25 protein-coding genes and 1 riboswitch are annotated in these 24,437 nt (G+C 69.2%); of the genes, 12 read left to right on the top strand and 13 right to left on the bottom strand.

Features of this window, described 5'->3' with window-relative positions; genetic code table 11:
- The first annotated feature begins 172 nt into the window (after positions 1 to 172).
- Both Pka01_RS26195 and Pka01_RS26190 read left to right on the top strand, forming a co-directional pair.
- Positions 173 to 787, top strand: a complete 615-nt coding sequence (locus Pka01_RS26195; protein WP_203885542.1) for a DsbA family oxidoreductase — start codon at positions 173 to 175, stop codon at positions 785 to 787.
- 123 nt (positions 788 to 910) lie between these two features.
- Positions 911 to 2,317 carry an aldehyde dehydrogenase family protein gene (locus tag Pka01_RS26190; protein ID WP_203885541.1) on the top strand — a complete coding sequence of 469 codons (1,407 nt, stop codon included), beginning with the start codon at positions 911 to 913 and terminating at the stop codon, positions 2,315 to 2,317.
- 10 nt (positions 2,318 to 2,327) lie between these two features.
- On the opposite strand, the gene def is transcribed toward Pka01_RS26190, so the two are convergent.
- Complete coding sequence (gene def, locus Pka01_RS26185; RefSeq protein WP_203885540.1) at positions 2,328 to 2,816, bottom strand: peptide deformylase; 489 nt, start codon at positions 2,814 to 2,816, stop codon at positions 2,328 to 2,330.
- Positions 2,817 to 2,950: 134 nt separating this feature from the next.
- Here def and Pka01_RS26180 point away from each other — a divergent pair, with 134 nt between their 5' ends.
- Positions 2,951 to 3,418 (top strand): ribose-5-phosphate isomerase, encoded by a 468-nt coding sequence (locus Pka01_RS26180; protein ID WP_203885539.1) that lies wholly within the window; start codon positions 2,951 to 2,953, stop codon positions 3,416 to 3,418.
- Between the two features lie 23 nt (positions 3,419 to 3,441).
- Here Pka01_RS26180 and Pka01_RS26175 read toward each other — a convergent pair whose 3' ends face one another.
- Both Pka01_RS26175 and Pka01_RS26170 read right to left on the bottom strand, forming a co-directional pair.
- Positions 3,442 to 3,627 carry a hypothetical protein gene (locus tag Pka01_RS26175; RefSeq protein WP_203885538.1) on the bottom strand — a complete coding sequence of 62 codons (186 nt, stop codon included), beginning with the start codon at positions 3,625 to 3,627 and terminating at the stop codon, positions 3,442 to 3,444.
- A gap of 10 nt (positions 3,628 to 3,637) precedes the next feature.
- Positions 3,638 to 4,864, bottom strand: coding sequence for a GNAT family N-acetyltransferase (locus Pka01_RS26170; protein WP_203885537.1), 1,227 nt, complete (start codon positions 4,862 to 4,864; stop codon positions 3,638 to 3,640).
- 117 nt (positions 4,865 to 4,981) lie between these two features.
- Here Pka01_RS26170 and Pka01_RS26165 point away from each other — a divergent pair, with 117 nt between their 5' ends.
- Both Pka01_RS26165 and lanKC read left to right on the top strand, forming a co-directional pair.
- On the top strand, positions 4,982 to 6,094 hold the full coding sequence (locus Pka01_RS26165) for a PP2C family protein-serine/threonine phosphatase (RefSeq protein WP_203885536.1): 1,113 nt from the start codon (positions 4,982 to 4,984) through the stop codon (positions 6,092 to 6,094).
- Between the two features lie 145 nt (positions 6,095 to 6,239).
- Entirely contained in the window at positions 6,240 to 8,744 is a 2,505-nt protein-coding gene (gene lanKC / locus Pka01_RS26160) for a class III lanthionine synthetase LanKC (protein ID WP_203885535.1), read from the top strand.
- Positions 8,745 to 8,815: 71 nt separating this feature from the next.
- Here lanKC and Pka01_RS26155 read toward each other — a convergent pair whose 3' ends face one another.
- Positions 8,816 to 9,421, bottom strand: coding sequence for a response regulator transcription factor (locus Pka01_RS26155; RefSeq protein ID WP_203885534.1), 606 nt, complete (start codon positions 9,419 to 9,421; stop codon positions 8,816 to 8,818).
- A 188-nt stretch (positions 9,422 to 9,609) separates the two neighbouring features.
- Here Pka01_RS26155 and Pka01_RS26150 point away from each other — a divergent pair, with 188 nt between their 5' ends.
- Entirely contained in the window at positions 9,610 to 10,914 is a 1,305-nt protein-coding gene (locus Pka01_RS26150) for a M50 family metallopeptidase (protein WP_203885533.1), read from the top strand.
- Positions 10,915 to 10,950: 36 nt separating this feature from the next.
- On the opposite strand, the gene Pka01_RS26145 is transcribed toward Pka01_RS26150, so the two are convergent.
- The 5 genes from Pka01_RS26145 to Pka01_RS26125 form a co-directional block, all read right to left on the bottom strand.
- Positions 10,951 to 11,460 carry a DinB family protein gene (locus Pka01_RS26145; protein WP_203885532.1) on the bottom strand — a complete coding sequence of 170 codons (510 nt, stop codon included), beginning with the start codon at positions 11,458 to 11,460 and terminating at the stop codon, positions 10,951 to 10,953.
- Between the two features lie 57 nt (positions 11,461 to 11,517).
- The gene (locus Pka01_RS26140) at positions 11,518 to 12,447 is read right to left on the bottom strand and encodes a rhomboid family intramembrane serine protease (protein ID WP_203885531.1); all 930 of its coding nucleotides are present in this window, start codon (positions 12,445 to 12,447) and stop codon (positions 11,518 to 11,520) included.
- Positions 12,448 to 12,643: 196 nt separating this feature from the next.
- Entirely contained in the window at positions 12,644 to 13,534 is an 891-nt protein-coding gene (locus tag Pka01_RS26135) for a coiled-coil domain-containing protein (RefSeq protein WP_239115307.1), read from the bottom strand.
- Positions 13,535 to 13,589: 55 nt separating this feature from the next.
- A riboswitch (cyclic di-AMP (ydaO/yuaA leader) is annotated at positions 13,590 to 13,727 on the bottom strand.
- 71 nt (positions 13,728 to 13,798) lie between these two features.
- Positions 13,799 to 14,860 carry a galactose-1-phosphate uridylyltransferase gene (gene galT / locus Pka01_RS26130; protein WP_203885530.1) on the bottom strand — a complete coding sequence of 354 codons (1,062 nt, stop codon included), beginning with the start codon at positions 14,858 to 14,860 and terminating at the stop codon, positions 13,799 to 13,801.
- Entirely contained in the window at positions 14,857 to 15,660 is an 804-nt protein-coding gene (locus Pka01_RS26125; RefSeq protein WP_203885529.1) for a DeoR/GlpR family DNA-binding transcription regulator, read from the bottom strand. The genes galT and Pka01_RS26125 overlap by 4 nt, the downstream gene beginning before the upstream one ends.
- A 156-nt stretch (positions 15,661 to 15,816) precedes the next feature.
- Between Pka01_RS26125 and Pka01_RS41635 the strand changes: the two genes are divergently transcribed.
- The gene (locus Pka01_RS41635; protein WP_373315687.1) at positions 15,817 to 15,894 is read left to right on the top strand and encodes a 50S ribosomal protein bL37; all 78 of its coding nucleotides are present in this window, start codon (positions 15,817 to 15,819) and stop codon (positions 15,892 to 15,894) included.
- 18 nt (positions 15,895 to 15,912) lie between these two features.
- On the opposite strand, the gene Pka01_RS26120 is transcribed toward Pka01_RS41635, so the two are convergent.
- From Pka01_RS26120 to Pka01_RS26110, 3 genes are all read right to left on the bottom strand, one after another.
- A complete protein-coding gene (locus Pka01_RS26120; RefSeq protein WP_239115306.1) occupies positions 15,913 to 16,479 on the bottom strand; it encodes a TIGR03086 family metal-binding protein in 567 nt (188 codons plus the stop codon).
- A gap of 91 nt (positions 16,480 to 16,570) precedes the next feature.
- Positions 16,571 to 18,304, bottom strand: coding sequence for an ATP-binding SpoIIE family protein phosphatase (locus tag Pka01_RS26115; RefSeq protein ID WP_239115305.1), 1,734 nt, complete (start codon positions 18,302 to 18,304; stop codon positions 16,571 to 16,573).
- 184 nt (positions 18,305 to 18,488) lie between these two features.
- Positions 18,489 to 18,986, bottom strand: coding sequence for a DUF2087 domain-containing protein (locus Pka01_RS26110; RefSeq protein ID WP_203885528.1), 498 nt, complete (start codon positions 18,984 to 18,986; stop codon positions 18,489 to 18,491).
- A 108-nt stretch (positions 18,987 to 19,094) separates the two neighbouring features.
- Between Pka01_RS26110 and Pka01_RS26105 the strand changes: the two genes are divergently transcribed.
- The 3 genes from Pka01_RS26105 to Pka01_RS26095 all read left to right on the top strand — a co-directional run bounded on the left by Pka01_RS26105 (position 19,095) and on the right by Pka01_RS26095 (position 21,395).
- Positions 19,095 to 19,487 (top strand): VOC family protein, encoded by a 393-nt coding sequence (locus Pka01_RS26105; protein WP_203885527.1) that lies wholly within the window; start codon positions 19,095 to 19,097, stop codon positions 19,485 to 19,487.
- A 227-nt stretch (positions 19,488 to 19,714) separates the two neighbouring features.
- Positions 19,715 to 20,290 (top strand): dienelactone hydrolase family protein, encoded by a 576-nt coding sequence (locus Pka01_RS26100; RefSeq protein WP_203885526.1) that lies wholly within the window; start codon positions 19,715 to 19,717, stop codon positions 20,288 to 20,290.
- A gap of 277 nt (positions 20,291 to 20,567) precedes the next feature.
- Positions 20,568 to 21,395: a helix-turn-helix transcriptional regulator gene (locus Pka01_RS26095; protein ID WP_203885525.1), complete on the top strand. Its 828-nt coding sequence runs from the start codon at positions 20,568 to 20,570 to the stop codon at positions 21,393 to 21,395.
- A gap of 19 nt (positions 21,396 to 21,414) precedes the next feature.
- Here Pka01_RS26095 and Pka01_RS26090 read toward each other — a convergent pair whose 3' ends face one another.
- Entirely contained in the window at positions 21,415 to 22,308 is an 894-nt protein-coding gene (locus tag Pka01_RS26090) for a D-alanyl-D-alanine carboxypeptidase family protein (RefSeq protein ID WP_203885524.1), read from the bottom strand.
- Between the two features lie 449 nt (positions 22,309 to 22,757).
- Between Pka01_RS26090 and Pka01_RS26085 the strand changes: the two genes are divergently transcribed.
- Positions 22,758 to 23,477 carry a hypothetical protein gene (locus Pka01_RS26085; RefSeq protein WP_203885523.1) on the top strand — a complete coding sequence of 240 codons (720 nt, stop codon included), beginning with the start codon at positions 22,758 to 22,760 and terminating at the stop codon, positions 23,475 to 23,477.
- A 274-nt stretch (positions 23,478 to 23,751) separates the two neighbouring features.
- The gene (locus tag Pka01_RS26080; protein ID WP_203885522.1) at positions 23,752 to 24,360 is read left to right on the top strand and encodes a hypothetical protein; all 609 of its coding nucleotides are present in this window, start codon (positions 23,752 to 23,754) and stop codon (positions 24,358 to 24,360) included.
- Positions 24,361 to 24,437: the final 77 nt, after the last annotated feature.

Below are 24,437 nucleotides of genomic sequence, written 5' to 3'. Positions count from 1 at the left end.
GAACCACATCGCCCCGATCCCCTACGCCCCGTCGCGAGAGGGTTGCCTGAATCCTGCCATGCCACGCTGACAACCCGGGATTCAAGATGTCCCCTACCTGGAATATCAGGAGGCCGAAGCCGGGTTGACCCAGTCAGTGGAACGACATTCTGGTTGATGAGAGGGTGGCACAGTGTCCGAGCGAACGCGCGCCGATTTCTGGTTCGACCCCTCGTGCCCCTGGGCGTGGATCACCTCACGGTGGATCCTCGAGGTGGAGAAGGTCCGCCCCGTCGAGGTGCACTGGCACATCATGAGCCTGGCCGTGCTCAACGAGGACGTGGACAAGGCCGTCGACCCGGAGTACCGCGAGCGCTCCAAGAAGACCCTCGGCCCGGTCCGCGTGCTCGCGGCGGCCGCGCACAAGCACGGCGACCAGGTACTCGGCGATCTCTACACCGCACTCGGCACCCGTTTCCACGACGAGGGCAGGTCGCGCGACCGCGAGACGATCGAGGAGGCGCTCGCCGCCGCCGGGCTCGACCGCGGCCTCGCCGACGCCCTCGACTCCGACGAGCACGACGAGGCGATCCGCGCCTCGCACGCGGAGGGCATCGGGCTGGTCGGCGAGGACGTCGGGACTCCCGTCATCGCGGTGCAGGGCGCGGCGTTCTTCGGGCCGGTGGTCTCGCCCATCCCGCGCGGCGAGGCGGCGGGCCGGCTGTGGGACGGCGTCCTGCTCGTCTCGGGAACCGACGGCTTCTTCGAACTGAAGCGGTCCCGGACAAGAAACCCCGTGTTCACCTGACTGGCGGAAGTGGACCTTGTGGAGTAACACTTGGCACAAGGGTCCGCGCCTGTGGTGAAACACAGCCTGCATGCGCGTCCCGACCCCTCGCGATATGACGGCCGCCGCGCAAGGATGAGGTTCATGCGTCACCTTTATGTGAATGGAGCCTGGGTTCCATCGGCTTCGGGCGAGGGCATCGACGTCGTCAATCCGGCGACGGAAGAGGTCATCGACACGGTCCCCGCCGGGTGGCCGGGTGACGTCGACGCGGCGGTGAGCGCGGCCCGCGCGGCCTTCCCCGCCTGGTCCGGCACGGCTCCCGCCGAGCGCGCGAAGTTCCTGTCCGCCGCCGCGGGGCTGCTGGAGGAGCGCGCCAAGGACGTCGCCGCGACGATCGCGGCGGACATGGGCTCGCCGTTCGGCTTCGCGCTCAAGGTGCAGACGCTGATGCCCGCCGGTGTGCTGGCCTCCTACGCCGACCTCGCCGAGCGCTACGCCTTCGACGCCGGGCAGGTGGGCAACTCGCGGGTCGTCAGGGAGCCCGTCGGCGTCGTCGGCGCGATCACCCCGTGGAACTACCCGCTCCACCAGGTGATCTGCAAGATCGCCCCCGCGCTCGCGGCCGGCTGCACGGTGGTGCTCAAGCCGAGCGAGGTGGCGCCCCTCGCCGCCTACGCCCTGACCGAGATCTTCCACGAGGTCGGCCTGCCGCCGGGCGTCTTCAACCTGGTGAGCGGCAACGGGCAGATCGTCGGCGAGGCCATCGCCTCCCACCCCGGCGTCGACATGGTCTCGTTCACCGGCTCGACCCGGGCGGGCAGGCGCGTGGCCGCGCTCGCCGCCACGACGGTCAAGCGGGTCGCCCTCGAACTGGGCGGGAAGTCGGCGAACGTGATCCTGCCCGACGCCGACATGGAGACCGCCGTCAAGGCGGGCGTCGCCAACGCCTTCATCAACGCCGGGCAGACGTGCTCCGCGTGGAGCCGCATGCTCGTCCACTGGGACCAGTACGACGACGCCGTCCGGCTCGCCGTCGACATCGCCCGCGGGTACGCGCCGGGTGACCCCCTCGCCGAGGGCACGCGGATGGGGCCGCTCGTGTCCGCCGCACAGCGTGAGCGGGTGATCCGCTACATCAACCTGGGCCAGGAGGAAGGCGCCCGGCTCGTGCTCGGCGGCACGGACAACCCTCACGACCAGGGTTATTACGTCGAGCCGACGATCTTCGCCGGTGTCTCGCCCGGCATGTCGATCGAGCAGGAGGAGATCTTCGGGCCGGTCCTCGCCGTCGTGCCCTTCGCCACGGAGGACGAGGCCGTCTCGATCGCCAACGGCACGCCGTACGGACTGGCGGGCGCGGTGTGGGCGGGCAACGAGGACAAGGCGGTGGCCGTGGCGCGGCGCCTGCGTACCGGTCAGGTGCACGTCAACGGCGGCCGGTTCAACCCGCTGGCGCCCTTCGGCGGTTACAAGCAGTCAGGCGTCGGCAGGGAGCTCGGCGAGTTCGGCCTGGAGGAGTACCTGGAGGTCAAGGCCCTCCACCTGTGACGACGGTTCGCTAGGGGGCCTGCAGGAGGATCTTCCTGCGCTCGTCCTTGGCCAGTCTGTCGACGTACAGGGTGCCGTCGAGGTGGTCGAACTCGTGCTGGAAACAGCGCGCCAGCATCCCGCGGGCCTTCACCTGCACGGGGCGGCCGAGCCTGTCGAGCCCGCGGATCGTCGCACCGGCGGCCCGGGCGGTCGGCGCGTAGAGCGGCTTGCCGGACTGCTTGCCGGGGATCGACAGGCAGCCCTCTTCCTCGACGACCTCTTCTGCGTCGTCGATGGTCAGCTCGGGGTTGATCACGTGGCCCTTGCGGTTGCTGATGTCGTAGACGAACAGCCGCTTCGGAACGCCGATCTGGGGGCCGGCCAGCCCCACGCCGTCGGCCGCGTACATCACGGAGAACATCTCGTCGATGAGGCGGCGCAACTCCCGGTCGAAGTCCTTCACCGGCTCCGCGGGGGTGCGCAGGACCGGATCGCCCACGTAACGGATCTCGTGCATGAGGCTCCTGCCTGCTCCGCCGCCCCCCTGCGTTCGCGCGTGGGGGTTTATGTAAGGACCCAGATAGGGTCACGTCTCTTACTGTAATGCAGCCCCCGGTCGTGTCGCCCGGGCGAACCTGCGAAACTTGGCCTGTGCGTGTCTACATCGGCTCCGACCATGCCGGCTTCGAACTCAAGAATCACCTGGTCGCCTGGCTCAAGGACCAGGGCCACGAGGTGGAGGACTGCGGGCCCTTCGTCTTCGACCCCGAGGACGACTACCCGCCCTTCATCCTGCGCGCCGCGCGCGGGGTCGCGGACGAGCCCGGCAGCCTGGGCATCGTGATCGGCGGCTCGGGCAACGGCGAGCAGATCGCCGCCAACAAGGTGCCCGGCATCCGGGCGGCCCTGGCGTGGAACGACGACACCGCGCGGCTCGGCCGGGAGCACAACGACGCCAACGTGATCAGCGTGGGCGCGCGGATGCATCCCCTCGCGGACGCCGTGCGCTTCGTCGAGATCTTCCTGGCGACGCCGTTCTCGGGCCAGGAGAGGCACGCCCGGCGCATCGACGAGCTCGCCAGGTTCGAGGCGACAGGCGTGCTGCCGCCGCTGCCGTAGGGCCCAGGTTCCGCCCCGCCGGTTCAGGTCGCGCCGCGGCCCGGACCGGCGGTGCCGTTCGGCTCCCTGTTCCGGCGGGTGTCCCGCCGGGGGGTCTCGTCACGCAGGGGCTGCCGGTCGGCGGCCTCCTGCTGTTCCTCGGTCGGGCGTGAGACGTCCCGTGCCCGCATCGCCGTCATCGCCGTGATCTGCAAGCTCTGCAGTGCCATGACACCGAGCCTAGAAGACGAGACCCGCCCACGGCTTCGGGTCCCAGGACATCGCGGTGGACAACTCGCGCAGCGCCCCCTCGCGGTGCTCCCGCACGATCCCGGCCTCCGCGAGGGCCGTGAGCGGCCTGCCGCCGAGGTAGGCCGCGCCGAGAACGGTGACGGGCAGGGTGAGGTCGGCGGGGTCGTCTGTCCGCTCGCAGGAGCCCTTGGCCGTGGTCAGCCGCCATCGGCCGGCGTTCCAGGGGCAGATGTCGTCCTCGACCTCGATGACCAGGTCGGCGGGCGCCGCGTAGGAGCGTGAGGCCAGCGCACGGTCGACGTCGACGAGGCGGACCCACAACTCGTCGAGCCAGCCCGCGTTGAGATTGCGGGGCTCGGCGAGCAGATGGATGATCGGGTCGTCCACGGGCCGGCTCCAGGCGAAGACCCGCGAGCACAGATCCCGGTCCAGCACGCTGCGCCAGAGCATGGCGTACGCCGCGGGGTCGGAGGCGAACAGCTCCCTCAGCCTGAGCTCGCCGTCCGCGACGTCGTGGTCGGTGTAGCCGGTCTTCACCCGGAAGAGCGCGTAGCCGCGGGGCCCCTCGTCGTCCTCCGCGATCATGCAGCGGAGCGGGCCCGTGCCGGCGCGGTCGTGCTCCTCGTCGGACAGGACCTCGATGCGCCACCGGGCGTCCGACCTGGCGTAGAGCCCGGGACGGAGGGTCCGCACGGAATCGAAGACCTTCCTGAGCCGGGGAAGCTCCTCCGCCGGCTTGGCCACGCGAAGCCGCAGCGCCGGGTCGGTGGGGGCGTTCCTGACGAACTCCGACCCGCGCTTCGGAATGCGGAAGAAGAGGGCGTCGGCCGCCCTGCCGTACCCGAACCGGCCGTAGATCCCCGCCTCCGACGCGTACAGCGCGGCGACGGCCTCGCCGTTCTCGTGCAGGTCGTGGAGCTGACGGGTCATCAGGGCCGAGAGCACGCCGCGGCGGCGATGGGAGGGCAGCACGCCGACGGCGGTGACGCCCGCCACCGGGATCGGCCCTCCGGGAACCGTCATCGTGAAGGTGATCGCGGCGGTGCAGCCGACCATCAGCTCGCCGTCGAAGGCGGCCAGCGACCGGTCGATCTCGGCCAGTTCCCGCCAGCGATCGGTCGCCGCCTGCGGAAAGGAGGAGTTGAACGCTTCGTAGTCGACGGCGGCGAAGGCCGGCCATTCGGACTCGGTGATGGGGCGAACCTCGACAGTCACCCGTTCACCCTAGGAGCGTCCCATGATCGACGGCCACCCAATATACGTGCCCGATGATCAAGGTCTTGGTCAAGTGGGTGCCTTCATGCGGGTTGGGCGGATACAGTCAGGCTCATCATGAGTTCCCGACCGGCGCCGCTGATTCCCCCACGGCTGCGCGCGTTCCTGGGACGCGTACCGCTGTTGGTGCCGACTGTCCGTTTTGTGCGGAAACTCTCGTCCAACGACCGTAACCTGCTCATCGCGCTGGTCGTCGTCACCCTGCTCATCGGAGTCCTCGACGCCGAGGTCTCCGCCTACTGGTTCTCGCCCTCGCTGCTCATCCTGGTCACCCTCATGGGCGGCCTCCAGTTGCGGCTGCGCAGCCTGGCGATCCTGCTCTGCGCCGTCGCGCTGTCCCTGTCGTACGTGGGGGCGATCAGAGGGGTCGAGACCGTCGGGCCGGGCCTGCTGATCACAATGGGCTTCACGGCGGTCCTCGCGTGGCTGATGGCCCGCACCAGGGGCAAGCTCGGCGTGCAGGGCCTGCGCGGCGACGCGATGCTCCTGGAGTTGCGCGACCGGCTCAAGCGGCAGAGCGAGCTGCCCCCGCTGCCCAAGGAGTGGGGCAGCAAGGTCGTCCTCAAGCAGGCGGGCGGATCGTCGTTCGGCGGCGATTTCGTGGTGTCCATGCGTGAGGGCGACCACGTCGAGATCGCGGTCGTGGACGTCTCCGGCAAGGGCGTGGACGCGGGAACGCGGGCGCTCATGTTGTCCGGGACGTTCGGCGGCCTGCTCGGGTCGGTCCGCGACTTCCTGGCCGCCTGCAACGCCTATCTCCACAGGCAGCTCGGCGACGAGGGATTCGTCACCGCGGTCCACTTGACCCTCGACCTGTCGACGGGGGAGTACAAGATCACCTCCGCCGGTCATCCGCCCGTGGTGAAGTTCGACGCGGGAACGGGCACGTGGCGGGTCAGCACGGCTAAGGGCGTCGTCCTCGGAGTGGTCCCCGACCTGCACTGCGAGGCCGACAGCGGGGTGCTGCGCAAGGGCGACGCGCTCATGCTCTTCACCGACGGGCTCATCGAGCAGCCGGGGCGCGACATCGACGCCGGGCTCGACCGGCTGCTCGGGGAGGCCGAGCGGCTCCTGCCTTCGGGGTTCCGCGACCGGGCACGGCAGCTCGTCCAGTCGATGACGTCCGGGCACAACGACGACTGCGCCCTCGTCCTCATCTGGCGGCCCTGACCGCCTGCCGGAGAGGACCGCGACCGGACGGCCATCATCACTCCATGTAACTCCTCATGCGCGTATCGTGTGCCACATCATCGGCTGCGCGCGCGGCCCGAGTCTCGGTGCGGCCGGCGCCGGACGGCCGGAAATGGGGCGGATCGTGGAGAAGCGTTACGAGCTTTACTGTCTCGCCGATCCGACCTTCTACGACTCGCCCGTCGCCGGTCCCGACGATCCCGGCTTCGACCTCGCCCACCGCACGGTGCCCGGGGGATGGGCGCGGACGCGGCAACCCGGCACGGTGGCCTACCGGCCGGTGGCGTCGGCGCCGCCAGGTGAGGGCTGGAAGATCCACGTCTCGGCGCGCGTCGACGAGGCGCCGCAGGTCCTCGAGAAGGTGGGGCAGTACTGCCTGGACCGGGAGCTCGCCTTCACCTTCGTACGGACCCGGCCGATCCTGCATCTGAACAACGCCGAACACGCCGCCCCGGGGTCGAGCGGGACGTTCATCGTCGTCTATCCGGCCGATGAGGAGGAGCTGGACAGGGCCCTGGCGGAGCTCGGCGACCTGCTCGCCGGTCACCGCGGCCCCGCGGTCCCCGGCGGGCTGAGGTGTGGCGGGGGACCGCTGTACGTGCGCCACGACCCGGCCGCTGAGGACGGCCGGGTCCGCTTCTCACGGCAGGACGGAGCGGGCTCAGCGGACCTGCCTGAAGAGGCCTTCGCGCCGCCGTCCCATGTGACGCCGCCCGCCTGCCTTCTGCCGTTCATGACCGCCCGCGACCGCCCGCCCGCCGCGGACGTGCCGTACCGGCTGGAGAAGGTGCTGCGCCGGGCCAACGGCGTGGTGGTCCATCTGGCGAGCGACTCCCGTACGGGCGAGCCGGTGCTGCTCAAGGAGGCGCACCCCCATGCAGGACTTGACGGGAACGGCACCGACGCGGTCGCCCGGCTGTCCCACGAGCGGCAGGTGCTCGAACGGCTCGCAGGCCTCGGCGTGGCCCCCGAGCTCAGGGCCTACTTCACACTGGGTGATCGCCACTTCCTGGCGACGGACTTCGTGCCGGGGGAGCCGCTGAGCGAGGTGTTCGCCGCACGCCACCCTCTCGGCGGCGCGCGCGAGGCCGAACTCGACGGCTACGTGGAGTGGGCGACGGAGATCTGCGCCGCGGTCGAGGACGCGGTCATGAAGATTCACATGAACGGGCTCGTGCTCGGCGACCTCGGCATGTCGGCCTTCATGGTCCGCCCGGACGGAGGCGTCACCCTGGTCGGCGTCGGCGGGGCCCGGCCGGTGCTGGAGGCGGTGGGGACCGGTCTCGCGGGCTCAGGCTTCGGGGCGCCGGCGGGAGCCGTCGGCTTCGACGTCGACCGGTTCGCCCTGGCCTGTCTGCGGTTCGCGCTCTTCCTCCCGCTCACCGAGCTCTTCCTCATCGACAGGGGCAAGGCCCCCGAGCTGGCCGAGGCGATCTGCCGGACCTTCCCCCTCAAGGAGGGCTTCCTGCGGCCCGCGGTCCGCATCGTGGGCGGCGGCGAGACCAGGGACGCACCGCCGCTGGACGACTGGCGCCAGATGCGCTCGTCGATGGCGCGGGCGATCCTGGCGTCCGCCACCCCGGAACGCGCCGACCGGCTCTTTCCCGGCGACATCGCCCAGTTCGAGTCCGGCGGCCTCGGGTTCGCCCACGGAGCGGCGGGTGTGCTGTACGCCCTGCACGTGACGGGCGCCGGCCGCTACCCCGACCATGAGGAGTGGCTGCTCAGCCGGGCGCTGAACGGCGCGCGCGGCGCCAGGCCCGGCTTCTACGACGGCGCGCACGGCATCGCGCACACCCTCGCGAACCTCGGCCACCACCAGGCCGCCCTGGAGCTCGTCGACGCCGCCGGTCGCGGCCGCCCGGCCGCGCCGGGGACCGACCTGTACGGCGGGCTCGCCGGCATCGGCCTCAACCAGATCTACCTCGGTGAGCTGGACAGGGCACTCGGGTCGGCGGGCATGGCGGCCGACCGCCTCGCCGGCGGCCCCCCCGGCGGTACCGGACTGATGCACGGGGCCTCAGGGCCTGCTCTGCTGTTTCTGCGGTTGTACGAGAAGACGGGCGACGTGCAGTGGCTCGACCAGGCCGACAGGTCGCTCCGGCTCGATCTGGGCCGCTGCGCCGTTCAGGCCGACGGGTCGCTGCGGGTGACCGAGGGCGGGCGGGTCCTGGCCGGCCTCGACCGGGGCAGCGTGGGCATCTCGTGGGTGCTGGGCGAGTTCCTGCGCTATCGGGCCGATCCGGAGCTTTCGGCCGCGCGCCAGCGGCTCGACCGGGCGGCGCGGTCGCTCTTCCACCGCCAACCGGGGCTGTTCACCGGGCGCGCCGGGGCCCTCGCCTATCTCTGCAGGGACCGCGCGGGCGGCTGGGGTCTCGAGGACCCCGAGGCGGGCCGCCAGCTCGCGGCGCTGTCGTGGCATTCCATGACCTACCAGGGGCACCTGGCCTTTCCTGGCGAACACCTGCTGCGCCTGTCCATGGACCTCGCCACCGGGACGGCGGGCGTGTTGCTGGCGGTCGGCGCCGCACTCCACGGCGAGCCCGTCGGGCTGCCGTTCCTGAGCGGGGCGATCACCGCGACTCGTCCGGACGCTGCCATGGAGACGTCGCGGGCCGAACACGGGTGAAACACTGGCCCGGGTCTGCGACCGGCCCGCGCCGGCGGCGATCCGGACGCGGGTGGAACCCGGGCTCGGGCCTACAACCAGCCGGCGCCGGCGGCGATCCGGACGGCGTCGACGCGGTTGCGGGCCCCGGTCTTGCAGATGACCCGTGACAGGTGGTTGCGGACCGTGCCCTCCGACAGCCCGAGTTGGTCGGCCATCTCCTTCGACCTGGCCCCGCCCGCGGCCAGGCGCAGGACGTCGAGCTCGCGAGGGGTCAGGGGGTTGTCCGCCGCCTCGATCGCGGCGACCGCCAGATCGGGATCGACCACCCGGTGCCCTGAGCTGATCCTGCGGATCCCGTGGGCGAGCTGTTCGGGCGCCACCTGGATGCTCATGTAACCGAGCACGCCCGCGGCGAAGGCCCTCTTCACGTGGCCGGGATTGGGCCGGCCGGAAAGGATCATGACCCGGCAGAGGGGGACCTTCTCGCCCAGCCGCGCGGCGGCGCTGAGCCCGTCGATCCCGGGCAGATCGACATCGATGACCGCGGCGTCGGGCTGGAGGTCGAGGGCCGCGGGGACGATGTCCTCCGCGGATCCGACGTCCGCGACGACCTCGAGATCACTTTCGCCGTCGAGCGATGCCACCAGGCCTCGCCGTACCAATGGAAGGTGTTCGGCAACCAGGATCCGGATCAAGACGCTCCCCTCTGCGGTCTCTCACAGGGTGATCGAATGGATGCACACTGTCAACGAAGTGTCCCGTTCCGGTCAGCCTCCCGCAACCGGAACCGCGGCCGGTTCGGCTCGGGCGCCGATGTCGTGGGCTACCCTCGAATGGTGCGACGTGTGGCATGGCACCATCTCCGACTCGAGGGGACGCGCTGATGATCTTGCTCTCCTTGGCCGGGTTCGTGATCGTCTTCGTTGGTCTGCTGCTCTCGATCGGACTGCATGAGATCGGCCACCTCGTGCCGGCCAAGCTGTTCAAGGTCCGGGTCACGCAGTACATGGTCGGCTTCGGGCCGACGATGTGGTCGCGCAGGCGGGGAGAGACCGAATACGGCGTGAAGTGGCTCCCCATCGGGGGCTACATCCGGATGGTCGGCATGCTGCCGCCCCGCCCGAGCGACGACCCGACCAAGCTGCGCAGCATCTCGACCGGCCCGTGGCAGGGCCTCATCGAGAACGCGCGGGCCGTGGCGTCGGAGGAGATCCGCCCCGGCGACGAGGACCGGGTCTTCTACCGCAAGCCGTGGTGGCAGAAGACGATCATCATGTTCGGCGGCCCGGCGATGAACTTCGTCCTCGCGTTCCTGCTGTTCGCGGTCGTGTTCATCGGGTTCGGCGTGCAGATGCCCCAGCCCGTCGTGGCGACGGTGTCGAGGTGCGTGATGCCGACGACGGAGGTGGACAAGCGGGACTGCCGGCCGGGCGACCCGGCCACTCCCGCGGCCCAGGCCGGCCTGCGTCCCGGCGACCGCATCGTGTCGGTCGGCGGAATCGCGGTGAAGTCCTGGGACGAGACCACGCAGCGGATCCGCGACCTCGGCGCGGGGGCGACCACGCTCGGCATCGAGCGGGCAGGCAAGACCCTGGCGGTCGGCGTGAACCTCATCGCGCAGGACATGCCGATGCCGGACGACCCCTCCAAGATCCAGAAGAATGTGGGCTTCCTCGGCGTGGCGCCCGTCAGCGTGCTGGAAAGGCCCGGTCCCGGCTACGTGGTCGGACGGATGTGGGACCTCACCGAGACCACCGCGGCGGCGATGGTCAACATCCCCAAGAAGATGGTCGGGGTCTGGCAGGCGGCCTTCTCGGGTGAGAAGCGCGACCCCAACGGGCCCATCGGCATCGTCGGGGCGGGCCGCATCGGCGGCGAGATCGCCACGTCGGACCTGTCCGCGGAAAACAAGATCATCATCTTCATCAACCTGCTCGCGGGCCTCAACCTCGCCGTCGGGATGTTCAACCTCATCCCGCTGCTGCCGCTCGACGGAGGGCACATCCTCGGCGGGCTCTGGGAGGGTCTCAAGCGGGGCATCGCACGGGTACGGCGACGGCCCAGCCCGGGGTACGTCGACGTGGCCAAGGCCCTGCCGCTGACCTACGCGATGGCGGCGGTGCTGCTCGTCATGGGCGGCCTGCTCATCTACGCCGACCTGGTCAACCCGATTCGCATCTCGGGCTGACCCGCGCCGGACCGGTCTGTCACCTCACGGCAGGGGTCACTCTCCGGTGACGCCGTCGATCTGCTCGCGGAGGATGTCCGCGTGGCCGTTGTGCCGCGCGTACTCCTCGATCATGTGGACGAGGATCCACCGGTGGGAGACCGTGACACCGCGCGCCTCGCGCTTGGCGAGCGTGTCGAGGTCGGGGTAGGCCGCGGTGACCTTTCGCGCGGCCTGCACCTCGGCCCGCCAGGCGGCGAGCGCCTCGTCGGCGGAGGCCGTGTCCACGTTGTCGAAGTCCCCGTCGGGATCATCGAGGCTGAAGAAGAGGGGCTCGATGTCCTCGCCGTCCAGCCTCCTGCGGAACCAGGTCCGCTCGACGTCGGCCATGTGGCGGACCAGTCCGAGCAGTGACAACGTCGACGGGGCCACCGCGCGCAGGCGCAACTGGTCCTCGGTCAGTCCATCGCACTTGACCGCGAGAGTCTCACGGTGCCAGTCGAGCCAGGAGGTCAGCATCTCGCGTTCGTTCGCGACCGCGGGGGGATCGATTCGTCTATCCGTCATGCCTGGATCCTGCCCGAGTGACCAGGCGGGTGTCATGTGGATTCTCCGCCCGGCCGCTCAGACCATGCCGGTGAGCTGGGACGTCTTCAGCACCACGAGGGCTATCAGCAGGGCGAGCACGGCGGCGTTCGCCGGGAGATGCCACTTTCGCGGCAGGTAGGCCAGGCACAACGCGACCACGCCGCCCGCCAGCAGACCGCCCAGGTGCCCCTGCCAGGAGGCGAACCCCGCGGAGACGACCATCCAGACGAGGTAGATCACGAGGAGCCGGTTGGCCCCACCCGGGCGGCGGAGCCTCCTGGACACGACGTAGTACGCCGCGACCAGCCCGAAGATCGCGCCTGAGGCTCCCACGGCGCCCTGGCCGGGCGCCAGCAGGTACGCGACCACCGATCCGCCCAGGGCGGACAGGAGGTAGAGGGCGGTGAACCGCACCTTGCCGAGGACCGACTCGAGCACCCGGCCCAGCGTCCAGAGCCCGTACATGTTGAACCCGATGTGCAGGATCGAGAAGGGCCCCATGTCCAGCGGCAGGTGCAGGAACGCCGCGGTGATGAGGCGCTCCCACTCGCCGAAGGCGACGCCGGCGGGCTGGAGGCCGGTCCCGTCCCCGTACGGCAGGCCCGCCTGGTAGACGTAGTACTGGCCGTCTGGGCCCCGGAGGCCGATGCCCAGGCTGTCGAACCTGTCGACGACGCCGGGGAAGGCCGTCTCCGCGAGGTAGGCCAGCACGTTGAGGCCGATGAGCACGTAGGTCACGACGGTGACGGAGGAGACCTGGCCCCCGAACACGGTGCGCGGCCGCCGTAGGGCCTTGTTGTCCCTGCGCACACATTCGACGCACTGGTGGCCGACCGCCGCGTCCAGCATGCAGTCGGGACAGATGTATTGGTCGCACCTGGTGCACCGGACGTAGGTCTCGTTCTTGGGATGCCGGTAGCAGGTGGGGACGGCCGCCTGCGCGGGCGCCGATGCCTGGTCGTCCATGGGGGGTTTCTCACCTCGTGTGGCCTGTGGGGGGACTTGGCCAGGAGAGCGAGGTTATCGAATGAGACCCCTGCGGAAGAGCCCGAGAAGATCACAAGAAGGCTGCGGGGGGTGATCACGCGGGCGTGCGGGCCGCGGGGGCTGGGCTCGCACACCCGCGTGATCGTGGGGGTGGGACAGATGGTCTGTGGGTCGTTCAGCGCATCGAGATGTGAACATGGTCGTAGTGGTTGGCCGTGATCCCGCCGCGGTCGGCCATGCTCCGCCAGCCGGGGCTGCCGAGGTTGTAGATGCGCTGCCGCCAGATCACGTACATGACGCCCAGCTTTGCGCCGTTCTTGATGGCCCACGCGGCGAGGCTGTCGCCGAGGGCCTTCATGTCGGCGGTCGGCATCGAGCCGCCCGAGCTCATCATGAAGTCGCAGGCGCGGCCGAGCGGATGCTCGCCGCTGCTCTCGTTCCGGTAGCAGCCGACCGTGTAGCGCAGGTCGAAGTGCTTTTCGACCTCGCTCTTCATCAACCGCATACGGGGAGTGATGTTGTCGGCGCCACTCGGCAGTTCCGGGGCCCAGGAGCCGTTGGCGAGCCTGCCGGGGGCGATGGGGACCAGCGCGTCGAGCTTGTCCTTGATCTGGCCGATGAGTTTCTCCGCGTCCTTGCGCTGCTCGCTCACCTTGGCGGACTGCGCCGTGAGTTGCGCCGTGAGCGCCTTCGCGGCGTCGGCGGCCTGCCGGCGGTCGGCCTCGGTCTGCGAGAACCGGTTGATCACGGCGACCTGCTCAGCCTGCAGCTGAGCCAGTACCGCGGAGCCCGACGGGTCGGGAACCATGATCGCGCCGCTGGTCTGGTAACGGACCCCGGCGAGCTGGCCGACCTCTCTGCTCGCGGACTCGAAGTCGCCCTGAGTGGCCGCGAGCCGGTCGCGTGCGCTCTTCTCGGCCTTCTTGGCCTCGGCTAGCTCGACCCGGGTGGCGTTGTAGTCGCCGATCAGGTCGTTGACCTGCTTCTCCAGCGAGGACAGCTGCTTCTTCAGCTGAGCCTCACTGGGCCTGGGTGCGGCCTGGCTCGCGGTCGACGTGGCGATCACGAGCACGCCGGATACAAGGACCCCCGTGACCAGGGGAAATACGCGGGGCAGCGCCCACTCCTCTCCATCTGCCGACCGGGTTAGCTGACGGGTTCGGGCTGGAGCTGCCCGGGCACGCTGGTGCCTTCACCCCATGTGCGAGATGGGTCCCCGGTTCCCGGGCGAGGCGCCCGGGATTAGGCGCACCGGCTGATTCAGCCGGTGCGATGGATAGTAGTGGTAAAGAAAGCGTCTTAGCTAGCTAAAGTTGGAATAATTCGGAGATCAACTCGTTATCTGGGCATCTCGCAGCATCCGGGCTGCTTCCTCCGGAAGGATGTCGTTGACGAAGCCGCCCATCGCCGACTCCGAGCCCGCGAGGTACTTGAGCTTGTTCGGGGCCCGCCGGATGCTGAACAGCTGGAGATGCAGGTACGCCAGGTCGCGCCCGAAGGAGACGGGCGCCTGGTGCCAGGCCGAGATGTACGGCATGGCCACGCCGAACAGGCCGTCCAGGCGGCGCAGCACGCTGGTGTACAGCGGTGCGAACGCGGCACGCTCCTCGGCGGTCAGGGCGGGGATGTCCGGCACCTGCCGGTGCGGGTAGAGGTGGACCTCGAAGGGGTAGCGCGCGGCGGCCGGGACGAAGGCCGTCCAGTGCTCGTTGGCCGCGACCACCCGGGGACCGCCGCGTTCGGCGCTCAGCACGTCGGCGAACAGGTTGCCGCCCTCGTACCGGGCGGCGGCGCCGAGCATCTGCTTCGTCCGGGGTGTGACGTACGGGTAGGCGTAGATCTGCCCGTGGGGATGCGGGAGCGTGATGCCGATCTCGGGGCCCCGGTTCTCGAAGCAGAAGACCTGCTCGACGCCCGGGAGCGAGGACAGCTCGGCCGTACGGTCCGCCCAGGCCTCCATGACCAGCCCGACCTGCTCGTCGCTGAGGGAGCCGAAGGACGCGTTGTGGTCGGAGGTGAAGCAGACCACCTCACAGCGGCCGACCCCGGGCCGCACCTGGCTGAGCCCGCCCACCTGCTCGTATTCGCCGAGGTCGAAGCTGAACGAGGGAAAGCGGTTCTCGAACACCGCCACGTCGTACTGGGAGGGGATCTCCGACCACGGCTTGGCGGGGCACAGCGGGCACTCGTCGGCGGAGGGCAGGTGGGTCCGGGTCTGCCGGTGCCGCGCGATCGCCACCCACTCGTCCATCAGCGGGTCGTACCGCAGCTCGGACGCCAGGGGCCGCGCAGGAAGATCGCGCGGGTCGATCGCGCTGTGGTCGGCGTCGTCGCGGCGATCGAAGTAGATCAGCTCCCGGCCGTCCGCGAGGTGGGTGATGGTGCGCTTCACAGAACTGCTCCCATATCGTCGTCGGCCGCCGGGTCCACCATGATCAGCTCGCCGGCGTGCTCCGACAGCTGTTCCCTGGCGTCCTCGGGCAGGCCGTTGTCACTGATCACCACATGGGCGCGGGAGAGCTCGGCGATCGTGCTGATGCCGACCGTGCCCCACTTGGTGTGGTCGGCCAGCACGATGAGCTGATGCGCGGCGTCGACCAGCGCCCGGTCGGTCTCCGCCTCGAGCAGGTTGGGGGTGGTGAACCCCGCCCTGGCGCCCATCCCGTGGACGCCGAGCATGAGGGTGTCGACGTTCAGCGACCGGACGGCCGCGACGGCCACCGGCCCGACCAGGGCGTCGGACGGCGTGCGCACGCCGCCGGTCAGCACGATGGTCTGGTCGCCCCGGGCAGCCCGGTGGAAGACGTCGGCGATCCGTACTGAATTGGTGATGACGGTCAGATCCGGCACGTCCACCAGGTGGTGGGCGAGCGTCCAGGTCGTCGTGCCCGCCGAGAGGGCGACCGCGCTTCCTGGCCGGACGAACTGCGCGGCCCGCCGGGCGATGGCCTCCTTCTCGGAGCGTTGCCGTACCGACTTGGCCGCGAAGCCGGGCTCCTCGGTCGACCCCGCGCCGGTCGCCGTGGCTCCGCCGTGGACCTTCTCGATGAGCCCGCGATCCGCGAGCACCTCGAGGTCGCGCCGGATCGTCATGTCGGAGACGCCGAGATCCAGCACCAGCTCCGCGACGCGCGCGCCGCCCGTCCTGCGGATCCGCTCCAGGATGGCCTGTTGCCGCTGCTGGGCCAGCATCACCTCTCCAATCAACAGATTCCAACAAATTATGGCATATATGCACGGCTTGCATGTTGAGTCATGGTGGGACGAGGAGAATCGCACGCTTGTCCGGCGCGCCCGCACGGAGGATGGTGGAAGGCGGAACCGTCCCGGCAAGGAAGGCGACGCGTCATGGGAAAGCGGCAGCGCAAGTCCAAGGCACGCAAGAAGAAGAAGGCCAACCACGGGAAGCGCCCCACGGGGCGTTGAGCACCAGGTCGTGCCGGTTCAGCCTGATCTGCCCCACGCGGCCAGCAGCCGGGTCTGCGGGTCCGCGTCCTCCGGCACGTCCCGGTGGTCCCCGATGACTCCCGTCTGGCGGTAACCCTCCTTCGCCCGGGCGAACCACTCGGAGCAGGCGGCGACGAGCTCGGGATCGAGCCGTTCCCGCGCGCCGATCGCGCGGGCCAGGTCCCAGGTGTGGATCAACGCGTCCGCGAACAGCTCGGTGATGTACTCCTCACCCGGCACGTCGCCGAACGACAGGCGGGTCACCGCGGTCAGGGCGCCCTCGGTGTACACCGCCTGGACGGCGCCCTGCGCCGACACCTCGAACGCCTTGATCGCGTCGTCGCCGAGGACCTCGCGTTCGTAGGTGTCGCTCACTTCGGCGATCGTACGGCCGGCGAGAAGGTCGGGCGCCCAGAGGTTCTCGTTCACCATGTGGTTGACCAACGCCCGGACATCCCAGTCCACACACGGGGTGGAGAGCTCCCACTGGTCGTCTTGGACAAGATGGAGCCGGTTCCCGAAGCCGTCCAACGCCCGGCGGTACGCGTCCCGGATGTCGATCATGATGTCCCCTCCTCGCCCAGGAGCTCTCCTACGACCGTAACTCTTCCGGACGATCAGGTCATACACGGTCTTCTAAGGACGAACCTCCGGGTCAGTGGATGCGCTGCTCCACCCAGACGATCTTTCCGTACATCGTGGGACGCGTGCCCCAGCGCCAGGCGAACCGCTTGACGAGCTGCAACCCGCGGCCGGTGTCGTCGTCGGGCGTGGACGAGCGCGGGGCGGGGTTGGTCGGCGATCCGTCGGCGACCTCGCACACCAGCGTCCTGCCGCGCAGCAGACGCAGCTCGATCGGGGGCCAGCCGTGTTTCAGCGCGTTGGTGACCAGCTCGCTGACGATGAGCTCACTGCTGTCGATCAGGGTGGTCAGTCCCCAGGAGGACAACGTGGCCCGGACGAACCGGCGGGCGTGCGCGACGAACCGGGGGTCGGCGGGCAACGGGCAGGTCGCCACCTCGTCGGGGTCGAGCGCGCGCACCCGGGCGAGCAGCAGGGCGATGTCGTCCCGCTCGTGGCCCGGGCGCTGGCTGTTGATCGTCACGTCGCACATGTCCTCGAGATCCTCTGCGGGTCCCGCCAGGAGGCGGCGCAGGGCCATGATCCCCGCGTCGATGTCGCGGTCCCTGCTCTCCACCAGGCCGTCGGTGTAGAGGGCGAGGACGCTGCCGGCGGGCAGGACGAGCTCGCGCATCTCCAGCGGGTCGCTCCCGATGCCGAGAGGGAGCCCCGAAGGCAGTTCGATGATCTCGGTAGACCGGTCGGGGTGGATGAGCACCGGCGGGACGTGGCCGGCCCGCGAGAAGGCGCACGTGCGCGTGACCGGGTCGTAGACGGCGTACACGCAGGTGGCGATCTGCGTGGGGTCGAGGTCCTGACTCATCAGGTTGAGCCGGAAGAGCACCTCGTCGGGCGGCAGGTCGAGGCTCGCCAGCGTACGGGCGGCCGTGCGCAGCTGGCCCATGGTGGCCGCCGCCCTCGTGCCGTGCCCCATGACGTCGCCGACGACCAGCGCGGAACGGCAGCCGGGCAACGGGATCACGTCGTACCAGTCGCCGCCCACCCCCATCAGGTCGCTGGCCGGCAGATAGCGCGAGGCGACGTCCATGCCGAGCGGCTGGGGGAGGTCCGCAGGGAGCAGGCTGCTCTGCAGGGTCAGTGCCGTACGACGCTCACGGGTGTAGAGCCGCGCGTTGTCGACGCACACGGCCGTCCTTGCGGCTAGCTCCTCCGCCACCGAGACGTCCTGCTCCTCGAACGGACGGCTGCCCGGCCTTCGGCTGAACACCACGCATCCGAGCACCCGCCCACGGGCCTTCAGCGGCACGGCGAGGAACGAGGACTCGGTGAGAAGGCCGGCGACCGACTCCTCCCGCTCGATGCTGGATCCGATCAGCCGGGCGCTGTACCCGTCGAGGACGGGATACATCAGGGGCCGGCCGGTCGTCATGCACTGGGCGTGGGGCAGCGCCGGGGGATATGACGTGATCTCGTCGATCGGGAAGGCGCGCAGCCACGCCTCCGGGTCGTCACTGGCCACCCCGAGCGCGACCCGGCGAAAGAGCGTGGTGGCGTCGATCGGCCGGGAGGGCAGCTCGCCGTCGATCATCAGCCGTTCCTGCACCATGAGGGCCGCCGTGTCGGCGAAGCGCGGTACGGCCACGTCCACGAGTTCGCGGCTGGTCTCCGCGAGGTCGAGCGTGCTGCCGATCCTGCGGCTTGCCTCGTTGAGGAAGGCCAGCCGCTCGTGCGCGGACGCGGCGCTGCTGCGGCGCCACTCGACCCGGTCTTCCGGGGCGGGCGCCTTGATGACGCAGTTCCGGTTCAATCGTTACTCCGGCGGGAAACAGTCGGTATCCCGAATCGTATGGAGGTGATACGTCACATTTCAGCAATCTCCGAAGTCGGACGGAGATTTCCAGGCATGTGCGGCGATTTCCTGCATTCGCCATCAATAGGCAATATGCCCGATCGGGCGGTTCGGGATTCGTCGCCATCCGCCTGCCGAGGCCTCAGACGGTGCCGCCGCTGCGCCAGTAGACGTTGTTCTCGCGGCTGAGGAAGCCCTCGTCGACGAGGTACCGCCGCAACGCGGCGTAGTCGTCGTGGAACGCGCGGAGGGAGACGTCGACCTCTTTCTCGGAATAGCGCACGCCCGGCTCGAAGACGCGCGCGACGTAGTCGAGCACGATCAGCTTCTTCGAGCGTTTGACCGGGAGCGAGGTCAGCCGCCCGTCGACCAGGAAGGTGTCGAGCAGGCTCACCGGCTCCTTGGGCGTCGCTCGGAGGAGATCGCGGAACACCTCAGGGTCGGCTCGCCAGCCGTCCCCGTCCTGTACGGCGAGGCCGCCGCGGGCCAGCCGGGTCAGCGCCCGCTCGGTCGCCTCGGGGGCGAGCCCGGTGACCTTGTCGGGCGGATCCCCGGGTCTTAGCACGAGACCGGCGAAGACCCGCAACGTGTCGTCCTGCCCGAGGAGACCGAGCACGCGCGATACGTCTTTTTCGATCATGGGTCCACCGTACTTTCTTCCGCGCGGCCGCGCCGCCCGGATTCTCCGGGATTGCGCGGCCCTTTGTACAGTCGGATGAAAGGCCAGTTCGGACCAGTGGAGGTCCCCGTGCCAGCACAACTCGACCACACGATCGTGCACAGCAGAGACCGTTTCGCCTCCGCGCGGTTCCTGACGGAACTGATCGGCGCGGCGGAACCGAAGGAGTTCGGGCCGTTCGCCGCGGTCCCGCTCGCCAACGGGGTGACGGTCGACTACGCGGACTCGATCGTCCCCGGAGACCGGATCATCATGCAGCACCTCGCCCTCCTCGTCTCCGAGGACGAGTTCGACGAGATCTTCGGCCGGATCGTCGAACGGGGCATGCCCCACTGGGCGGAGCCCGCGCACCGCGGCCCGGGCCAGATCAACCATCGGGACCAGGGCCGAGGCGTCTACGTCGACGACCCCGACGGGCACGCCATCGAGTTCCTCACCCGCACCCACGTCCTGGACGGCTGACGCCCCGTCAGGGGCGGGCGGCATCAAGCCCACGTTAAGTAGGGCGCGGTGTTTCCCGCGTTCTCCATGCGCCGGGACCGGCTGCGATGCAGGATCGACGAGGGCCGTCCTGACACGATCGCTTCCCAATTGGGTGGTTTGTCATCGGGGCGATCGCTCGGCATCGTCGGACCGTACGCGCAACCTGGATCATTCCGACAGGCGCACAGAGAAGCAGGAGTGCAGCGATGGCTGAAGTAGTGCTCTTCCACCACGTCCACGGGCTGACCCCCGGCGTCGTCGCGTTCGCCGACGCGCTGCGCGACGCCGGGCACACCGTCCACACGCCCGACATTTACGAGGGCCGGACCTTCGCCACCCTCGACGAGGGAGTCGCGCACGCGCGGGAGATCGGCTTCGGCGAGGTGATCGAGCGTGGTGTCCGGGCCGTCGAGGGACTGCCTGACGGCCTGGTCTACGGCGGCTTCTCCCTCGGCGTGCTTCCGGCCCAGAAGCTCGCGCAGACCAGGGCCGGTGCGCGCGGCGCGCTGCTGTTCCACGGCTGCGTCCCGGTGTCGGAGTTCAGCCCCGCCTGGCCGGCCGGCGTGCCGGTCCAGGTGCACGCGATGGACGCCGACCCGTCCTTCGTCGACGAGGGGGACATCGACGCCGCCCGCGCGCTCGTCGACGAGGCCGACGACGGCGAGCTGTACCTCTACAGCGGTGACAGACACCTCTTCAGTGACAACTCGCTGGCGGCGTACGACGCGGAGGCCACGACACTGCTGATCAAGCGGGTGCTCGCGTTCCTCGCGAACGCGTAGGCCCTTCCTGATCGTGAGGAGCGGCCTTCCACGTGGCCGGGGAGCCGGGGCCGACGCGGTCGCCGAAGCATGGGCGGCGCCGTGAATCGCCGAGCCAGAACCCCGGTCACCCGGAAGGCCAGCCCGGTCCAGGAAAATTGCCGGGCACTCGCGGTGGAGCATGCCGAAGGCGTCGGGCACGGCGTATCCGGATGATCGGGGGCGCGCGAAAGCGCAAGAAATTTCATGGGTGTATCGCACCCATCATTCCCGTTGCGGGTCTTTGTAACTTGTCCGTATGGATGGCGGGAATCTACTTGGCGAATTCCTCCGCGCCAGGCGTTCGATCACGACCCCCGACCAGGTCGGACTGCCGCATGTCGGCCGCCGCCGGACGTCCGGGTTGCGCCGCACCGAGGTGGCGATGCTGGCCGGAGTGAGCGTCGACTACTACACCCGGCTGGAACAGGGCAGAGAACGCCATCCTTCCGATCAGGTGCTCCTGGCCGTGGCCCAGGCCCTCACACTCGACGCGGAGGCCACCGAGCACCTCTGCGAACTCGCGCGCGGCCGGCCCCGCGTACGGAGCTCCGTCGACCAGTCCGACGTGGTCAACCCGGGCGTGCTGCGGTTCGTGCAGGGCTGCGAACACGTGTCCGCGCTCGTGATGAACGGCCGGTTCGACGTGCTGGCCAGGAATTCGCTGGCCGAGGCCATCTACAAGGGGATGGAGCACGCCGACAACCTGCTCCGGCTGTCTTTCCTCAACCCCTCGGCGCCCGACTTCTACCCGGATTGGGAAGAGCATTCGCTGGTCAAGGTGGCTCATCTCCGGGCGGCTGCCGGATCGGACCTCCAGGATCCGGCGCTCGTCGGGCTGATCGAGGAACTCTCGCTCGCGAGCGAGGAATTCCGAAGGATGTGGGCTCGTCACGACGTACGGCCCGTGACCAGCGCGACCATCCGCTTCCGCCACCGCGTTGTCGGTGATCTCCTGCTCGGCTACCACATCTTCACCATCGCGAGCTCGCCCAGTCAGCAGATCCTCATGTTCGAGGCCGAGCCGGGCACTCGGTATGAGCGTGCTCTGTCCGAGTTGCGCGGCACCCACCTCAGGGGCCGATGACTCGAATGGGGAGCGCCGCCTATTCGCCGGTCCGGCCGGCCGCCTCCTGCGTCGACAGCCACTGCTCGACCGATTCGGTCAGCTTCCCGCCCGCCTCGAGCACCGCCGCCAGGCCGGCGGTCGGGTTCGTGCCTGCCGCCTGGCCGAGGATCACTCCGAGCACCAGGTGGCCCCCCACGCGGGAGGCCCACATCAGGTTGCCGCCCGCGGCGGTGCCGGAACCGGTCTTGATCCCGATGACGCCGTGCCGGTTCAGCAGCGTGTTGGTGTTGGGCAGCCGTCTCTCATCGCCTGGAACGGCGGTTTCCGCCTGGGAGACCACCTCGGCGAAGACCGGGTCGCGGATCGCCTCCTTGGCCAGCTTGAGCTGATCGGCCGCCGTGCTGACGGTGCTGTCCTCGTTGCCGCTCGCGCCCGTATACGTGGTGTGGGTCATGCCGAGGCGATGGGCGGCGGCGTTCATCCGCGTGACGAAGCGCTCCTGGGAACCGGCGTCCCACCGGGACAGCAGGCGGGCCACGTTGTTCCCCGAGGGCACGAGCATCAACTCCAGCAGGCGGCGCAGGCGGATCCGCTGCCCCTCCCGGAGCGGAACGGTGGACTCCTGCGGCAGGTAGGACTCGTCGGAGGCGGTGTGGTCCACCTTGATCAGGGGGCCGTCGTCGCCGGGTTCGAGCGGGTGGCGGCTCAGGATGACGTAGGCGGTCATGACCTTGGTCACGCTGGCGATGGGCACCGGAGTCTGCTCCCCGGTGACGCCCAGGCTGCCCACGCCCTCCACCTCGACCGCCGCCTGCCCCTCAGCCGGCCACGACAGAGGTACTTCGGGCACGGCGGCCCCGGTGACCTGCGGCACGGTGGCGCAGCCGGACAGAGCGCTCGCCAGCAGGAGAAACATCAGGGAACGTCGCATACGAGACACGTTGCGCGATCCACATGTTCGTACGGCCGTGACCGTGTCTCCGCGCGGGCTTGACCGTGTATCAAGCGTGTATCAGCCCGCGACAGGCGGAGAGCGCCTCAGCCCGGGGGTAGAGGAGAAGGATCTGGGGCTCCATGTCGACCGGATCTACGGCCGAGATCCGGAGCCGCTCAGCCGGCCACCCGGAGAAACAGGCAAGGCCGCTTCCGATCTCCGGAGGTGTCCTTCGACATGCTGCGATGTGGTCGGGGCGACAGGATTTGAACCTGCGACTGCTTGCTCCCGAAGCACTGGTCATGACGCACCGTGAGTCCCCGTGAGTCCCCGTGATTGCCAGCTGGTTACCGACCGTACGGGCACGCAACTCCCGGAAGTAAGCGTGCTGGCTCTGCGCTGGTAGCGTCCCCTAGCCCATCTCGGCTGTATCGGGAGAATTCGCTATGGCTGTTACATCCTCGGCATCGAAGCTGATCGAAGCGAATGATTGGGCCTCGCTCCAGCATGCCTACGGGCCGGCAGAGGACACTCCCGCCGCGCTGGTCGACCTTCTCAACGGCGCCGCAGACGCCCGAGCCATGGCTCTCGGACACCTCAACCACGCGGTGCACCATCAGAACTCTCTCTACACCGCAACCGCTCCGTCGGCTCTATATGTAGCCGCCATCCTCAGCGATCCGCGCACCGACAGCTTGATTCGAGGTGGAGAGGGCCAGTGGTATCCGCTGCGCCAGGCACTGCTGGACTGGCTGGGATCCGTGGCCGGCGAGGCCGGTAACGAGGTCGAAGCGACACTGCTGCGCCTGGGTTTCCTGCCTGAGGAGTATCCGGCATTGAGCGAAGTTCGAGCCATCCGCCCCACGCTCTTCGAAGCCGCGTCTACATTTCTCCATGATTCCGACCCCACGATCCGGGAAGCAGCCCTCGCCGCCGTCGTTCCACTGTTGGACGCCCCCGAACTCACCCACCATCGAGCAGTTCTCGCTCCGATGGTTCGCGGCATTCTGGCTGCCAGTTCCAACCGCGCCTACCGTGCCATTGCGATCCATGGCCTCGATGCGTGGGGCGAGGACGTCTCTTCCCTGATCCCCCCGGCAGAGGCAACGGCCTACGGTCATGGCCCGTGGCCTGCAGCCAATTTCAGCAGTGAACCGCCTTTTTGATCTGCCCAGCTCAGGCGGGGTAAGGGCGGACGAGTCGGCCTGTAAGCCGGGTTCTGACCCCAATAGTTCTCTGGCCCGCGGGCCATCTCCGAAAGCTTGTCTGAGCTGGGATTTCATGTTCGACAGTTGCCAACAGCCCGGGAGTTTCTCGCGTTCTGGCGGAACGGAGACGGCCTATGGCTCCGCGGAGAACGTTCCCGGACTGCTCGATCAGCTCGTACCGGATTCCCGCGCAGCGGTATGGGACGAGTTGTGGTCGTGTATCTGCCACCAGATGACGGTCTACCCGGCGAGCTTCGCCGCGCTTCCACGTCTGACCGAGATCGCCCGGAGCTGGGCCCCTGCCGACCGCATGATGATCCTCTCCCTGTGCGGCTCGATCGTGGCCGGGGCGAGACAGCCACACGGAGCAGGCGACGTGCGCACGATCCATGCGGCGGAGATCGAGGAGCTGCTGCGCCTGACCAACGAGACCATGCGTGCCGCGATCGACGAGGACTCGTTCACCTACATGCTGCAGGCGGTGCATGCCTTCGAGGACGTGCCGGTGTGGGACGAAATGCTGGAGAAGTTGGTGCATGGGGAGTATGAGCTGGAGAACTGTCCTGGCTGCGGGGTCCATCTCTTCGTCGCGATCGGTGCGGACGGCTACTTCGCCACCTCGGGCGACTACGCGATCGAGGACGACCCTCCCAAGGGCGAGCTGGCTCCCGCAGTTCTCTCCGACCTCGACCAGGTGGCTCGCCGAATGTACGACACGGCCCAAATTCTCGGCCAGGAGAACCTCGCGACGAGACTGCTCTACCTCTTCGGAGACGCGACCTGCCCTGACTGCCGGACAACGTTCCAAGTGGCCGACCAAGTGATCAAGCAGTACAGCTAGGACCCGGGTTGGGAATCTTCCGTTGACCTGGGCCCCTTGCTCGTGGGTCGGGCCGTGAGCTCTCGCGACAATCCCAG

The organism is Planotetraspora kaengkrachanensis (assembly GCF_016862895.1).
GTDB lineage: Bacteria > Actinomycetota > Actinomycetes > Streptosporangiales > Streptosporangiaceae > Planotetraspora > Planotetraspora kaengkrachanensis.
This window is presented reverse-complemented; position numbering and strand designations above follow the sequence as displayed.

Bases quoted from the DNA above. Each gene is read 5' to 3' on its own strand.
- Pka01_RS26090 (WP_203885524.1), bottom strand. From the start codon at position 22,308: ATGCGACGTTCCCTGATGTTTCTCCTGCTGGCGAGCGCTCTGTCCGGC.
- Pka01_RS26165 (WP_203885536.1), top strand. From the start codon at position 4,982: ATGAGTTCCCGACCGGCGCCGCTGATTCCCCCACGGCTGCGCGCGTTC.
- Pka01_RS26145 (WP_203885532.1), bottom strand. From the start codon at position 11,460: ATGACGGATAGACGAATCGATCCCCCCGCGGTCGCGAACGAACGCGAG.
- Pka01_RS26085 (WP_203885523.1), top strand. From the start codon at position 22,758: ATGGCTGTTACATCCTCGGCATCGAAGCTGATCGAAGCGAATGATTGG.
- Pka01_RS41635 (WP_373315687.1), top strand. From the start codon at position 15,817: ATGGGAAAGCGGCAGCGCAAGTCCAAGGCACGCAAGAAGAAGAAGGCC.
- def (WP_203885540.1), bottom strand. From the start codon at position 2,816: ATGCACGAGATCCGTTACGTGGGCGATCCGGTCCTGCGCACCCCCGCG.
- Pka01_RS26175 (WP_203885538.1), bottom strand. From the start codon at position 3,627: ATGGCACTGCAGAGCTTGCAGATCACGGCGATGACGGCGATGCGGGCA.
- Pka01_RS26120 (WP_239115306.1), bottom strand. From the start codon at position 16,479: ATGATCGACATCCGGGACGCGTACCGCCGGGCGTTGGACGGCTTCGGG.
- Pka01_RS26095 (WP_203885525.1), top strand. From the start codon at position 20,568: ATGGATGGCGGGAATCTACTTGGCGAATTCCTCCGCGCCAGGCGTTCG.
- Pka01_RS26190 (WP_203885541.1), top strand. From the start codon at position 911: ATGCGTCACCTTTATGTGAATGGAGCCTGGGTTCCATCGGCTTCGGGC.
- Pka01_RS26150 (WP_203885533.1), top strand. From the start codon at position 9,610: ATGATCTTGCTCTCCTTGGCCGGGTTCGTGATCGTCTTCGTTGGTCTG.
- Pka01_RS26100 (WP_203885526.1), top strand. From the start codon at position 19,715: ATGGCTGAAGTAGTGCTCTTCCACCACGTCCACGGGCTGACCCCCGGC.
- Pka01_RS26140 (WP_203885531.1), bottom strand. From the start codon at position 12,447: ATGGACGACCAGGCATCGGCGCCCGCGCAGGCGGCCGTCCCCACCTGC.
- Pka01_RS26125 (WP_203885529.1), bottom strand. From the start codon at position 15,660: ATGCTGGCCCAGCAGCGGCAACAGGCCATCCTGGAGCGGATCCGCAGG.
- Pka01_RS26110 (WP_203885528.1), bottom strand. From the start codon at position 18,986: ATGATCGAAAAAGACGTATCGCGCGTGCTCGGTCTCCTCGGGCAGGAC.
- Pka01_RS26080 (WP_203885522.1), top strand. From the start codon at position 23,752: ATGACGGTCTACCCGGCGAGCTTCGCCGCGCTTCCACGTCTGACCGAG.